The sequence below is a fragment of the Paenibacillus whitsoniae genome (assembly GCF_003955665.1).
In the GTDB taxonomy this organism is placed as follows: Bacteria; Bacillota; Bacilli; order Paenibacillales; family NBRC-103111; genus Paenibacillus_E; species Paenibacillus_E whitsoniae.
Genome location: NZ_RXHU01000034.1, coordinates 92,638 through 107,090 on the forward strand (window position 1 = coordinate 92,638; position 14,453 = coordinate 107,090).

General features: G+C 54.2%; 11 protein-coding genes. 2 read left to right on the top strand and 9 right to left on the bottom strand.

Features of this window, described 5'->3' with window-relative positions:
* Positions 1-99: 99 nt before the first annotated feature.
* The gene (locus tag EJQ19_RS12735) at positions 100-1,644 is read left to right on the top strand and encodes a Ppx/GppA family phosphatase (RefSeq protein WP_126141606.1); all 1,545 of its coding nucleotides are present in this window, start codon (positions 100-102) and stop codon (positions 1,642-1,644) included.
* Here the strand turns inward: EJQ19_RS12735 and EJQ19_RS12740 are convergent.
* Positions 1,610-3,733, bottom strand: coding sequence for an RNA degradosome polyphosphate kinase (locus EJQ19_RS12740; RefSeq protein ID WP_126141607.1), 2,124 nt, complete (start codon positions 3,731-3,733; stop codon positions 1,610-1,612). The genes EJQ19_RS12735 and EJQ19_RS12740 overlap by 35 nt on opposite strands.
* A 184-nt stretch (positions 3,734-3,917) precedes the next feature.
* Between EJQ19_RS12740 and ytvI the strand changes: the two genes are divergently transcribed.
* Positions 3,918-5,054: a sporulation integral membrane protein YtvI gene (gene ytvI, locus EJQ19_RS12745; RefSeq protein ID WP_126141608.1), complete on the top strand. Its 1,137-nt coding sequence runs from the start codon at positions 3,918-3,920 to the stop codon at positions 5,052-5,054.
* A gap of 46 nt (positions 5,055-5,100) precedes the next feature.
* On the opposite strand, the gene EJQ19_RS12750 is transcribed toward ytvI, so the two are convergent.
* The 8 genes from EJQ19_RS12750 to EJQ19_RS12785 form a co-directional block, all read right to left on the bottom strand.
* Positions 5,101-5,496, bottom strand: coding sequence for an FxsA family protein (locus EJQ19_RS12750; RefSeq protein WP_126141609.1), 396 nt, complete (start codon positions 5,494-5,496; stop codon positions 5,101-5,103).
* Between the two features lie 13 nt (positions 5,497-5,509).
* Positions 5,510-5,944 (bottom strand): acyl-CoA thioesterase, encoded by a 435-nt coding sequence (locus tag EJQ19_RS12755; protein ID WP_126141610.1) that lies wholly within the window; start codon positions 5,942-5,944, stop codon positions 5,510-5,512.
* A 70-nt stretch (positions 5,945-6,014) separates the two neighbouring features.
* The gene (pyk, locus tag EJQ19_RS12760; protein ID WP_126141611.1) at positions 6,015-7,769 is read right to left on the bottom strand and encodes a pyruvate kinase; all 1,755 of its coding nucleotides are present in this window, start codon (positions 7,767-7,769) and stop codon (positions 6,015-6,017) included.
* The gene (locus EJQ19_RS12765; RefSeq protein ID WP_126141612.1) at positions 7,762-8,736 is read right to left on the bottom strand and encodes an acetyl-CoA carboxylase carboxyltransferase subunit alpha; all 975 of its coding nucleotides are present in this window, start codon (positions 8,734-8,736) and stop codon (positions 7,762-7,764) included. The genes pyk and EJQ19_RS12765 overlap by 8 nt, the downstream gene beginning before the upstream one ends.
* On the bottom strand, positions 8,726-9,592 hold the full coding sequence (accD, locus tag EJQ19_RS12770) for an acetyl-CoA carboxylase, carboxyltransferase subunit beta (RefSeq protein WP_126141613.1): 867 nt from the start codon (positions 9,590-9,592) through the stop codon (positions 8,726-8,728). The genes EJQ19_RS12765 and accD overlap by 11 nt, the downstream gene beginning before the upstream one ends.
* Before the next feature lie 68 nt (positions 9,593-9,660).
* Positions 9,661-9,849 carry a glutamate decarboxylase gene (locus tag EJQ19_RS12775; RefSeq protein ID WP_126141614.1) on the bottom strand — a complete coding sequence of 63 codons (189 nt, stop codon included), beginning with the start codon at positions 9,847-9,849 and terminating at the stop codon, positions 9,661-9,663.
* 200 nt (positions 9,850-10,049) lie between these two features.
* The gene (locus EJQ19_RS12780) at positions 10,050-10,550 is read right to left on the bottom strand and encodes a phosphatidylglycerophosphatase A family protein (protein WP_126141615.1); all 501 of its coding nucleotides are present in this window, start codon (positions 10,548-10,550) and stop codon (positions 10,050-10,052) included.
* 162 nt (positions 10,551-10,712) lie between these two features.
* The gene (locus EJQ19_RS12785; protein ID WP_126141616.1) at positions 10,713-14,348 is read right to left on the bottom strand and encodes a DNA polymerase III subunit alpha; all 3,636 of its coding nucleotides are present in this window, start codon (positions 14,346-14,348) and stop codon (positions 10,713-10,715) included.
* Positions 14,349-14,453: the final 105 nt, after the last annotated feature.

The window sequence follows — 14,453 nt, forward strand, 5'->3', positions numbered from 1 at the left end:
ACAGAGATTGATACAATGGGTACACAAAGATTAACGGCTATCCCTCCTATCCAGGACGGAAAGCCAGACCCATGATTCCCGCTAACAAAGGAGATCTGCATGAGCACATCGTCTTCCCAACACATCGGCATTATCGATATTGGCTCCAACTCCATCCGCCTCGTCCTTTACGAAGTGAATTCGTTCGGCGCCTACCGCGTCGTCGGTGAATATAAAAATTCCGCCAGACTCAGTGAGCGCATGGGGCCTGACGGCCTGCTCCCTACAAAAGACATTCTGTCCATCGTGCCGATTCTGGCCCATTATCAGCGACTTTGCCGCCTGCATGGGGTCGGCACCATTCGCGTCGCGGCCACCGCGGCGATCCGCAACAGCGGAAACACCGCCGACATCGTTCGGCTACTGCAAGAGCATACCGGGCTGCACATTGAAGTCCTGAGTGGATACGAGGAAGCCAGATACGGCTATCTCGGCGTCATCAATGCCATCGACATTCGCGATTGCCTCATCATTGACATCGGCGGCGGAAGCACCGAAGTAACCCTCGTGCAGGGCCGCGAGCTGATCCAGAGCGTATCGTTTCCTTTCGGCGCCGTCAATACGACGAGACAATTTGCCAAGGGAGACGTCCTCAGCGAGCAGGCGTCTCACAATATCCGCAGCATGGTCGTGCAGGCGATTGCCGAGCATCCGTGGATTCGGGAAACGCCGGGCTTGCCGATGATCGGACTGGGCGGTACGATTCGAACGCTCGGCAAAATGAGTCAGCGACGCAAAAAGCACTCGCTTTCCCTTGCGCATAACTATGAGCTCAGAACCGGCGAGCTGCGCGAATTTCTATCGCTCCTATCCGCAATGCCTCTGGAAAAGCGCAAGAAAATCGACGGTCTTTCCAAAGACCGCGCAGACATCATGGTACCTGGTTTGCTCATCATGGACACGATCTATGAAGCGGCAGGCGCATCCAAGGTCGTCATCAGCGGCTCAGGGCTCCGCGACGGTCTCTTCTACGAGCTGTTCAGACCTGAGCAGCCGGTCAAACCCGATGTGCTGGAAGCGTGTCTGGATAACCTGCTTGGTTTGCATCCGAACGCCGCTGTGCAGCATGTGCGTCACGTGGATCGCTTCGCCATGCAGTTGTACGACGCACTGGAAGCGACGGCCGGCAACGGCAGCTCCCGCGACAAAGAGCTCCTGCATACAGCAGCTCTGATGTATCGCATCGGCGCGAGCGTCCACTACTATCAGTTCCTCAAACACACCCAATATGTCATTCAGGGCGTTCATCTGGAGGGGCTCAGCCACCGGGAAATCGTCATTGCTTCACTGCTCGCTACGTTCAAAACAAAAAGCCGGACCCAGCAGCAGGCGCTTGCCCACAAAGACCTTTTGCTGGAATCCGACCTCTCTCTGATCGTCAAACTGGGGATATTGTTAAAAACGGCTATTGCGTTGGATATCAGCGAGACACAGCCGGTACAAGAGCTCCGAGTGGCGAAAAGCGGCAACCTTCTTACGCTTCACCTGGTCTGCACCCACGATGTGGGTCTCGAGCTTAAAGAACTGTCCAACATTAGCAAAGATCTGGAAAAAGCCTGGAACCACAAGCTTAAGATTGATGTCGCAGCTTCTTCCAGGAAGTAATGCGCAGCGCTTCGAACTGGCTCCGATAAGGGGTCAGTTCATTTTTTATCCGCGTGTACATGCCATTAGATTGAAGTTCACGGGCTTTCACATTATCGTTCAACGTGACGTTCAGAATCTGAATCATGATCTTCTTCACATCCCGATCCAACACGGGACACATCAACTCGATGCGGCGCGTCAAGTTCCGCGTCATCCAATCCGCCGAAGACAGATAGACGTCGGTGTCCCCACCATTCTCAAAATAATAAATCCGCGAGTGCTCCAGGAACCTATCCACGATGCTGCGTACCGTGATGTTCTCGCTTAGCCCCGGTACGCCTGGACGAAGGCAGCACACGCCGCGAACGATCAGTTCGATCTTCACGCCGGCTTGCGAAGCCGCGTAGAGGTGATCCACCATTTCCTGATTGGAAATGGAGTTCATTTTTGCAATGATCCGCGCCGGTCTGCCTGCTTTGGCATGAGCGGCCTCGCGCTCGATCAACTCAAATAATTTATCCTTCAAATCCGTCGGTGCCACGGCAAACGACTGCCAATCATGCGGGGCCGAATACCCCGTTATCTCGTTGAAGAGCGCGGAAGCGTCCTCCCCGATGATACTGTTCGCTGTAAATAGACCGACATCCGTATACAAACGGGCGGTGCTGTCGTTGTAGTTCCCTGTTCCGACATGCACATAGCGGCGCAGCGTCTGCTCTTCCTGACGAACGACTAACGTGATCTTCGCGTGCGTTTTCAGGCCGACGAGTCCGTAGACGACGTGACAGCCCGATTTTTCGAGCATTCTTGCCCAGGCGATGTTGCGCTCCTCGTCAAATCTTGCTTTCAGCTCCACCACGACTGTGACTTGCTTACCGGATTCCGCGGCCCGCGCGAGCGCCTGAATGATCGGTGAGTTGCCGCTTGCCCGATACAGCGTCATCTTGATCGCCAGCACCTGCGGATCGTACGCCGCCTGAACGATAAAATCCGTCACCGCATCGAACGTCTCATAAGGATGATGAACGAGAACGTCCTTTTGCCGGAGCGTAGTGAAGACGTCTTCCGCCTCTTCAAATTCAATCGGATACTTCGCCGTGAACCGCGGGTATTTCAGATTTTCAAACCCTGTCAAAGACCCCGCCAGCTTCATAAAATACGTAATATCAAGCGGCCCGTCAATTTCGAAAATTTGATCCTCCAGTTCAAACTCCTCTTGCAGCTGAGCCAGCGCGTAGGGATGAATCCCTTGCTGCACTTCAAGCCGCACCGGAGATCCCCAGCGGCGGCGGCGAAGCTCCTTCTCAATCTCCTCCAGCAAATCCTCCGCGCCCTCCTCATTCAGCGTCAGATCCGCATTGCGCGTCACTCTGAAACCATGAACGGAAATCGGAATGTAGCCGCTGAACAGCGACTGGATATGATGTTCGATCAGTTCTTCCAGCAAAATAAATTCCGTCTTCTTGCTGTTCGTCCGGGTCGGCACCGGGATACAGCGCGAGAGATTGCTCGGCACTTGAATAATGGCGAAATACGGCTCCTCATCCAATTCCTCGCCATCGCGAACGAGCAGTACCGCCAAGTACAGCGACTGATTATGTACAAGCGGGAACGGCCGGCTCTGATCCACCGCCATCGGCGTCAGCACCGGAAATACAATATCGTGATAATAAGCGTCCATCGCCTTTTTCTGCGAGATGTTGAGATCTTCATAATCCGTAAAAATGATGCCTTCCTTGCCGAGTAGACGGGTCACTTCCCGGAACGTTTTATATTGCTCAGAGACCATTTTGGCCGTGCGCTTCATAATGCGCTTAATAAGTCCGGCCGGCGAATAGCCTGTAAAATCTTTTTTCGCATACCCGGCTTTAATCTGATCTTTGAGTCCTGCGACACGAACACTCATGAATTCATCCAGATTGCTCGATACGATCGACAGAAATTTGACTCGCTCAAGAAGTGGTGTGCTCGGATCCTGCGCCTCCTCCAGTACACGCCAATTGAACTCAATCCAGCTCAAATCCCGGTTGATATAGCGGGTCGACACCTCTTTGAGTTCCTTGAGCTCTTTAACTTCCCTTAAGTCTGGTTCGCGCGCGATACTCATACGTCCTCCAATTTTATTACAAAATTAAATAGATGATGACATTATTGTACTATGCGACACCTTAAGCGACAATCTAATCCCCCCCATTTCACTATATTAAGATTTTGTAAATCTCATGATATTTCCGTATTTATCCATGTTCATGCTACAATAGAAGCAACCTTAACAAGGAGCGAAAAGGCGTATGGGAATTCTCAATCCGAGGCTGGTTCATCAAATTTTCAGAGGCATTTGGGTCGCCATGATCGTCGCGATGATCGGATTGGCCTTCTACTATATCATTCCCCTCATTTATCCGTTTATTTTTGGCTGGGTGATCGCGCTGCTGCTGAATCCGGTCGTGAACTTCTTTCATTTCAAATGCAAGCTGCCGCGCTGGCTCTCCGTGACGCTCTCGATGGTATTATTCCTGGCGCTCGTTGCCGCGGTCATAACCCTGCTTGTCGCCAACATTATCGTCGAGCTCGGCGCGCTTTCCGACAAGATTCAAATCCAGGTCAACAAATGGGTGGAACAATTCAACGTCTTTATCAATTCCACCACATTTCAGGGCTGGATCAACCGAATGAACGAGTTTTTTGAAAATAATCCGAAATACCAGGAGACGGTAAACAATCATTTGTCTTCCTCTGCCGGCTCCATTGCCGATGTGAGCAAATATGTAATTGCCACAATTTTTGACGCGCTCAAGGCGTTCCTAACCTCCTTGCCGAACATTGCGACCATCACCATTATCGTCATGCTGGCGACGTTCTTTATTAGCAAGGACTGGTACGGGCTGATCACCAAATACAAAGGACTTACGTCCGATGTCATCGTCCGCACGACGAAGCTGATCCGCAACGATTTGCAAAAAGCGCTATTCGGCTATATCCGGGCCCAACTCATTCTCGTCTCGCTGACCGCGCTCGTTGTCATTATCGGCCTGCTGATTCTGCGCGTTGATTATGCCATCACCATCGGACTTCTCACGGGACTAGCCGATCTGATGCCCTATCTAGGTACTGGCGCCGTCATGGTACCTTGGATCCTGTACGTCTTCTTCGCTCAAGGCGACATCGGCCTCGGCATCGGGCTCAGCGTCCTGTACGGCGTCATCGTCGTCGCCCGGCAAATTATGGAGCCGAAAGTGCTCGCCTCTTCGGTCGGGCTCGACCCGCTGGCTACGCTCATCGCGATGTTTGTCGGCCTCAAACTGTTCGGTCTTCTTGGGCTGATCATCGGGCCGGTTTCGCTCATTCTGATCGGCGCCTTCTACCGGGCACGCATCTTCCATGACATTGCAGCGTACATACAAAAAGGCTCGACGCCTCCCTCTTGAGGGGGCCCGAGCTTTTTTATATCGACGTAAGATAGCGAACTTTCCGCTACCTCCGTCGGATGATTTGCATGTTGCCTTTGCTGATCATGCGGGTGATCAACGCAAGCAGCAGCGCCTTGAAGATGGGCCGGGTATACGGAAAAACAAGCAGAAACCCGACGATGTCCGTCAAAAAGCCTGGGGTAATCAACAGTATGCCGCCGAGGAAAATGCAGATGGCATCCATAATGTGCCTTGTCGGCAGTTGCCCCTGCGACCACTCGAATTTGGCATATTCCAGCACTTTACGCCCCTCGCGTTTGGCAAAGAAAGCGCCCAGCACACCGCTGACGATGATTAACGCAAACGTCGTCCAGCCGCCAATGGCATGTCCGAGGGCAAACAATACAATCAATTCAACAATCGGTATTCCGATAAGGATCGCAAGGATGATTCGAAACATCGGCTCCACTCCTTTACGTCATATACGAAGCTAACAGCGCCCATAATTCAGGGGCTTCTCTCTCTATACGTACCGGCCGCCAGGATGGGTTCACCCATACATGACTCGTGGTGCCGGTCACGAGCAGCTCCTCACTCTCTCCGTGACGGATTTCATAGCCGAATTGAAGACGAACGCCGCTAAGCTGTGTGACCCGTGTCAGCACCTGAACCAGATCGTCGTAGCGCGCAGGCTTCTTGTACACGAGATTCGCTTCCGTAACCGGGAGCAGCAGCCCCATTTCCTCGACTTTCCTGTAAGGAAAACCCAAGTCCCGTATCAGCTCCGTTCGTCCAATTTCGAGCCATGCCAAATAATTCGCATGATATACCACACCCATCTGATCGGTCTCGGCGTAGCGCACCCGCAGCTCATGACGGTGCCATTTGTCCTGTGTCATCTCCTGCATCCTCCCTGCTAATAAAAAGAGTGAAGCCACGGCTGGAAGATCAACCTGCTTCACTCTTGGTTCTATGCACTTACAGCACGCTGGCCAGCCCGGAGTAGATCACGCCTACTTCCGGATAAATGGATACTTCCGTGCCGTCTTTAATCAGGTTTACTGCATCCTCAACGCCCACGATAACCGGAATGCCCAGGCTCAACGCCACGACAGCCGCGTGAGAGGTAATGCCGCCGACTTCGGTAATGAGCGCAGCTGCGCGTTGTACCGCTGGCATGTATTCCTTGTCTGTGGATACCGTTACGAGAACAGCGCCGTCTTTCATTTTCGAGATCGCTTCTTCCGGTGTGCGTGCAGTTACGACAGTCCCGGTTGCCGTTTGGCGGCCAATCCCCGTGCCCTTTGCAATCATTTCGCCCACATGGTGAACTTTGATCAGGTTCGTTGTTCCGGAGCGGCCGACAGGCACGCCAGCGGTGATGACAACGAGATCACCATAAGTAACCATGCCGGTCTTGATGGAACTGTCTACAGCAAGGTTGAACAGTTCGTCGGTCGTTTTCGCTTGTGTGCCGAGAACGGGCTTAACGCCCCAGATCAACGACAAGCGGCGAATAACGCGCTCGTCCGGTGTGACTGCGATAATCGGCGCTTTCGGACGGTATTTGGATACCATGCGCGCTGTATAGCCGCTTTCTGTCGCGGTCAAGATCGCTTTCGCATTCAGCTCCAGCGCAGAGTTCGCTACCGCTTGAGAGATCGCTTCTGTAACTGTCACTTGCTGTGCTTGCGCTTGACGAAGGAAAATTTCTTTGTATTCGAGTGCCGCTTCCGCACGCTCTGCAATACGCGCCATCGTCTGCACGGACTCTACCGGATATTTCCCTGCCGCCGTTTCGCCGGAAAGCATGACGGCATCCGTACCGTCGAATACGGCATTTGCCACGTCGCTCGCTTCCGCACGTGTCGGACGCGGGTTGCGCTGCATGGAATCCAGCATCATCGTTGCCGTGATAACCGGTTTACCGACCAGGTTACACTTCTTGATCATTTGCTTTTGGACAACTGGAACGTCCTCTGCCGGAATTTCAACCCCTAGGTCGCCGCGGGCAACCATCAAGCCGTCGGAAACTTCCAAAATCTCGTCGAGGTTGTCGACGCCTTCCTGGTTCTCGATTTTCGAGATGATTTGGATGTGCGATGCATTGTGGCGCTCCAGCAGCTCGCGAATTTCCATAACGTCGCTAGCTTTACGTACGAAGGAAGCAGCGATAAAATCTACACCCTGTTCGATTCCGAACACGATGTCATTCGCGTCTTTTTCCGTAATGCCTGGAAGGCTGATTTTCACACCAGGCACGTTCACGCCTTTTTTACTCTTAATCGTACCGCCGTTGACAATGCGGCATTCGATTTCTGTTCCGCGAATGTCCACAACCGTCAGTCCGATCAGACCATCATCGATCAGGATGGTGGAACCGACCTGCACGTCGTTCGGCAGATCAGCGTACGTCACGGAGATCCGGTCAGCATCGCCGAGAATCTCATCCGTCGTCAAGACGATGTGTTTGTCTTGCACAAGCTCGATCGGCTCTTCTTTCAGTTTGCCCGTGCGAATTTCCGGACCTTTGGTGTCCAGCAAAATCGCAGCGATTTTGCCTGTCTCAGCGGAGGCAGCGCGAAGGTTGCGGATCCGGGAGCCGTGCTCCTCAAAATCTCCGTGGGAGAAGTTAAGGCGCGCAACGTTCATTCCCGCTTCCAGAAGTTTTTTCAGGTTTTCTTTTGATTCGCTGGCTGGTCCGATGGTACAGACAATTTTCGTTTTACGCATGATTACCCTCCTGAGTGAATGTGAAACGGCCGATCTCTCTAAATTTGCGGTAACGGTCCTCTACAAGTTCCTGCTCGCTCATCGCGAGGAGAGGCTGGAGCTGCTCCCATACCGCTGTTTTAATCATGTCCGATTGCGCAGCAACATCGCGATGCGCGCCGCCTTTCGGCTCCGGAATGATGCCGTCGATCACGTTTAATTCCATGATGTGGTTTGCTGTAATTTTCATGGCTTCTGCAGCATGAAGCGCCTTGGAAGCGTCTTTATAAAGAATGGAAGCTGCGCCCTCCGGAGAGATAACGGAGTAAATCGCGTTCTCCAACATTAACACCTTATTCCCGACGCCCAGCGCGAGCGCGCCACCGCTGCCGCCTTCCCCGATCACGATGCAAATAATCGGCACGCGAAAAGAGGCCATCTCGAGCAAGTTGCGGGCGATCGCTTCGCCTTGACCGCGCTCTTCAGCCGCGTTGCCGGGGAATGCTCCCTTCGTATCGATAAAGGTCACAATCGGGCGTTTGAATTTATTCGCTTGGCGCATCAAGCGCAGCGCCTTGCGGAAGCCCTCCGGATGCGGACAGCCGAAATTGCGGGCGATGTTGTCTTTGGTATCTTTCCCTTTTTGATGGCCGACAACCGTCACCGGTATGCCGTTCAGTTTGGCAATCCCGCCAACGATCGCGAGATCATCCCCATACAGACGGTCACCGTGGAACTCAATGAAATCGGTAAAAATCGCACCGATATAATCCAGTGTCGTCGGCCGTTGCGGATGACGAGCCAGCTGCATTTTCTCAGCGGACGACATCGTAGCGTAAAGCTCGTCCTCCAGCTGAGCGTAGCGTTCCTCCAAACGGCGAATTTCCTCGGAAAAGTCGATTTGCTTCTCCGTACCGAATTTACGCAGTTCGGCAATTTTGCTTTTCAGCTCCGCGAGCGGCTGTTCAAACGGCATTTCACCCGGCATTCGTCGTTTCCTCCTTCGCTCCGTGCATCTCGAGCAGCTTAATTAACGTAGGTCGCATATCCTTACGGCTCACGACCTTATCGAGCTGACCATGCTCGAGGTTGAACTCAGACGTCTGGAAGTTGTCAGGCAGCTTCTGCTTAATCGTTTGCTCAATGACACGGCGACCTGTGAAACCAAACGGCGCAGCCGGTTCAGCTAAAATAATGTCGCCCAGCATCGCAAAACTTGCCGACACCCCGCCGAAGGTCGGATCGGTAATAATCGAAATGAAAAGTCCGCCTGCTTCGCTGTGTTTGGAGAGTGCCGCACTGGTTTTCGCCATTTGCATCAGACTGAGAATACTTTCCTGCATACGAGCGCCGCCCGATGTCGAATAAATAAGAACGGGCAGTTTATGCTCGGTCGCATATTCAATCGCGCGCGTAATCCGCTCACCTACAACGGAGCCTAGCGATCCGCCCATAAAGTCAAAGCTCATGGCGGCGACAACAACCGGATGGCCACCAATCGTCCCGTGTCCGGTCAGAATGGCATCCTGCAGCTTCGTCGCGTTCTTGGCTTTATCCAATTTGTCAACATAATCCGGAAATTGCAAGGGATCTTCTGAAATCATGTCCGCATCAAATTCAACGAATTCACCTTCGTCTAGCGTAATCTGGATGCGTTCCGACGCGCTTAATCGATAATGATACCCGCAAGCCGTGCACACTTTCAAATTCTTCTCAAGCTCTTTGCTTGTCTGAATCGTGCCGCACTTCGGGCATTTATTCATTAAACCTTCAGGGATTTCACGTTTCGTACGTTCGGAAGGAATCGTTGCGTATTTCCGCTTTTGAAATAAATCCTTTAGCACATTTCCACCTCTACTTGGCTATTCTCTCGGTTTCCTCGATCAGCCAGGGTTAGTTACTTCTATCATCGCTATTTATGTAAAATAGAGTTCAGCACTTCCTGTACTTCTTCAACTTCACCTGCAGGAACGACGATTTCAAATTGATTCTTGGATAATGAAATGCCCCGGACTTGTACCAAAAACCCCTCATCGGTAAGTCTTTGCTTGATCCGTTCTGCGATCTTCGCAGTAGGAGCTATATAAATCACCGTCCACATGTAAGAAACCTCCTATGACGAACAACTTCAACCATTAAGGCGATTTAGCAAATAGCGATGATAATTATCACAAATACGCATAGGCACACACAATGGAATAATGATAGCATAATTTCACTTTTGCCCGCAACAGAGTGCTGGGGCAAAACAGCTGCCCTATGGAAACGCTTGGAAAAAAGCAACGCCTGAACTTGCCTCGGCTAGTCCAGACGAATTTGGCTACTATAATCGGGCGCATGCTCGTTCTGATGAGCAATGCGGGCGGATGCGGCAGCGGCCAGACCGCAAACCAGGTCATCCAAGAAGACGTGCACGGCGGAACGATTATCGTTCAGTTCGCGAATAATGCCAATTTTTTCTTTGTCCAAAAATCCGAAGCTCGTCAGTCCAATCATGCCGTACACGTGGACGATACCGAGCGCCAGCGTCTCATCGACGCCGTACAACGGTTCGTCGGCCTCGAGAATCGCTTGCAGCGGCTCAGGCAGCAGCTTCTTCTCCGCCATCTCATCGAGGGCGATGCCCGTGTACAACGTGTACTGTACCTCCCGCTTGGACAGTACCGCCAGAACGCTGTCGACGCAATCCTCCATCGCGAGCTGCGCGTTGTAAGGCTTTTGCAGCTTGTAGACGATCTCCGCCACCTGATCGACGGATACGCCGCGTTTTTTTAAAAGCTGAACCATATGTTGTTCGGTCATAGCTCCTCCTCCTTGCGTGGGAACCCGGAAAACAGGACCAGCCCTCTTAGCTACCGCCGTTTCATGCGTAATCAGCTTGCACGGTTACTGTTAAGCGGGGCCATACTGGTCAAGAACTTTCAAAAATACCGGGTTCCTATATCTATGCAGGAGGAGCCTTTTTTATTTCACGCGTACGCAATCTTTTCCCATGATCGTCTCGATCATGCGGAACAAATCGGGCGACGGATTCACCAAATATTGGTCGCTGAGCGCGAGCAGCTTATTGCTGCTTTCGTAGAACAACGCGACCGCGAGCGGGCCCTTATGCAGCTTCAGCAGCGCCTTCAGCTGCAAGAGCTTATCCGGCTGCTCCCGGTCAGCCGGGATCTTCACAAACACCCGCTGCGGCGGCGCAGCCGCAGCGGAGTCCTCGCGCGGCGGGGGCACAGCCCCTGCGCCGCGGGCGTCCGGGCGGCCTCCCGCAGGGGCCGCCGCCTGCGCGGGAGCGGCGCTGCGCGCGCCGCTCGGGCCGGCCGCGGGCGCCGGACGATCGCTGACACGGTCAGCGGATCGTCCACGCGCGCCAAGCGGCCGGCGCAGCCGCTGGATGCCCGCAGGGTCATCCAGCGCGGCAAGCTGCTCCGCGAGCAGCTTGGGCGGGTCCTCGTCCTGCAGCTGCAGCTTCCCGCGGACGAGGACGAGGCGCCCTTTCTGCACCAGCGGAGCGGCGGTTTTCCAGGTCTCGGGGAATAAGACCACCTCGACTTTATCAATGCGATCCTCCATATCCATGAAGGCCATGGGCTGTCCTTTTTTCGTCACGATCGTTTTGCTGCCCAGGATCATGCCGGCGACGAGCACCTCGCTGTTATCCGGCAGCTCGACTAATTGATGCAGCATGACAGCGTCCAGGGCGGCCAGCTGTTCCGTGAAGCTGTCCAGCGGATGACCCGAAATGTACATGCCGAGTAGCTCCTTCTCCAGCTCGAGCTGACGGCTCTGCGGCAGCGGCGGGATGTCCGGGATCTCGACCTCCCAGTTTGGCTCCTCGACGAACCCGAACAAGTGGAGCTGCAAATCGTCCCGCTCCTTGCGCCATTTGGCCGCGGATGCGATCGTTTCGTCCAAAATCGCAAGCAGCTGCGCGCGATGACCGCCTAAGGAATCGAATGCGCCGCCTTGAATTAGCGACTCGATGACCCGCTTGTTGCACACCCGCAAATCGACGCGGCGGCAAAAATCAAGCAGGCTCTCGAACGGACTCTTCTTCCGTTCGCTGAGAATCGCATCAATCGCATGCGTGCCGACATTCTTGATCGCGGCGAGGCCGAAGCGGATAGCGCCAGCCTTCGGATCAGGCGTAAACACTGTGCCGCTGCCGTTCACGTCCGGCGGCAGCACCGCCAACCCGACGCGGCGGCATTCGTCGACGTACTCCGCCACCTTGCGGTGATTGCCCATGACGGCCGTCAGCATCGACGCCATGAAATAGATCGGATAGTGCGCCTTAAGATAGGCCGTCTGGAAGGCCAGGACGCCGTAAGCCGTCGCATGCGCCCGCGGGAAGCCATAGTCGGCGAAGCGCACGATCATATCGTACACACGGTTGGCTTCCTCCGCGGTGAAGCCTTGCTTCAAGCTGCCAGCCACAAAGTGTGCGCGCTCTTCGTCCAGCACTTCGCGCTTTTTCTTCGACACAGCGCGGCGGAGCAAATCCGCTTCACCGAGCGAGAAGCCCGCCATGGAGGAGGCGATCTGCATGATCTGCTCCTGATACACGATAATGCCGTACGTATCCTTCAAAATCCCTTCCAGCGTCGGATGCGGATAGACGACCTCTACCTGTCCGTGCTTGCCTGCTATATATTTCGGGATGAACTCCATCGGGCCCGGACGATACAAGGCCAGGACGGAGATAATGTCTTCGAACTCCGATGGTTTAAGCTCCTTGAGCACCTTGCGGACGCCGCTCGACTCCAATTGAAAGACGCCTGTCGTTTCGCCGCGGCTGAGCATCTCGTAAGTAACCGGATCGCGGTCCATGTCCAACGTCTCGAACGCGATCTCGACGCCTTCCATTTCGGCCAGCCATTCGACGGTCCGTTCAATAATCGACAGGGTCCGCAGACCCAGGAAGTCCATTTTCAGCAGCCCGATCGATTCCAGGTGCTCCATCGTGTACTGCGTCAGCGCAGTTTGCGCTGTGCCTTCCTGCAGCGGCACATACTGCGTCAGCGGCTCCCGCGAAATGATAACGCCTGCGGCATGCGTCGAAGCGTGCCGCGGCATGCCTTCTACGCGCATCGCCATGTTCAGCAGCTCAGCGGTTTTCGGCTGTCGCAGCACAAGCCCTTTGAGATCCGAGCTCGTCTGCAGCGCCTCAGCCAGCGTCACGCCGAGCTGGTGCGGAATCGCCTTGGCCGCACGATCCACATCGCCGTAAGGGATGCCAAGCACGCGCCCTACGTCGCGCACCGCCGCTTTGGCCGCCATGGTACCGAATGTTATGATCTGCGCGACATGCTCGCGCCCGTACTTGGCCACGACATAATCAATGACTTCGTCCCGACGCTCGTCGCTGAAGTCAATATCGATATCCGGCATCGTGATCCGTTCCGGGTTCAGGAACCGCTCGAAGAGCAGCTTATACCCCAGCGGATCCACATTCGTAATCCGGAGCACATACGCCACGAGGCTGCCTGCCGACGAGCCCCGACCCGGACCGGTCATAATGCCTTTTTCATGCGCATAGCGAATAAAATCCCACACGATAAGGAAATAGTCCGAAAACCCCATATTTTCAATGACGCCGAGCTCATAGGCGAGCCGCTCCTCCGCCTGCCGTTTGAGCGGGTCCTCGGCATCCTGCCACTGCGGTTTGGCGCCGTAGCGCTGCTCCAGTCCATTCTGACACAACTGCGCGAGATAAGCTCCCGCCGTCATGCCCTCGGGAATCGGCCGGAAGCTTGGCAAAATCGACTTTCCGAACGTCAGTTCGAGCTCGCAGCGATCCGCGACAACCGCGGTGTTCGCCAGCGCTTCTGGCGCGTGCGCAAAAAGGCGCCGCATCTCCTCGTCGCTTTTCAAATACATTTGACTGGTGCCCATTTTCAAACGATCCGTATCGGCCACGGTTTTGCCCGTTCCAATACAAATCAGAATATCCTGCACGACATGATCCGGTTCCTTCACATAGTGCACGTCATTTGTCGCAATAAGGGGAATGCCGGTTTCCCCGCTTAGCTTGATCATGGCGGCCATCACTTTTTTCTGCTCGATCATCCCGTGATCCTGAATTTCCAGGAAATAATCGTCTCCGAAAATGTTCCTGTACCGCTCCGCCGTGCTCCGCGCCTCCTCATAGCGGTCGTGCAGCAGATGCTGAGACACTTCGCTGCCCAGACAGGAGCTGAGGCAGATCAGCCCTTCGGCATATTGCGCAAGATGCGCCATATCGATGCGCGGTCTATAATGAAAACCTTCCAGATGCCCGATCGAAACGAGCTTCATCAGATTATGATAGCCTTGCATATTCCGGGCCAGCAAAATCAAGTGATAGATCGGCTGCTCCTGCCTCGAGCCTTTGTCATGCAGAGAGCCTGCGGTGATGTACACCTCGCACCCGATAATCGGCTTGATCCCTCGCTGCTTGCAAGCTTTGTAGAACGCAATCGCCCCGTACATGACACCGTGATCCGTCAGCGCCAGCGAGGTCATGCCAAGCTCAGCCGCCCGGCCGACCAGTTCCTCCATGCGTGCGGCGCCGTCGAGCAAGCTGTATTCACTGTGAACATGGAGATGGACAAATGAACTCATCCGCTTTTCCCCCTTCCGTCCATAATTATTCCTTCTATTTTATCATAATCCACCCGGCCAGTCCCATAGAGTATAAGAGGAAGTTGTCCTCATACCATCACTGGA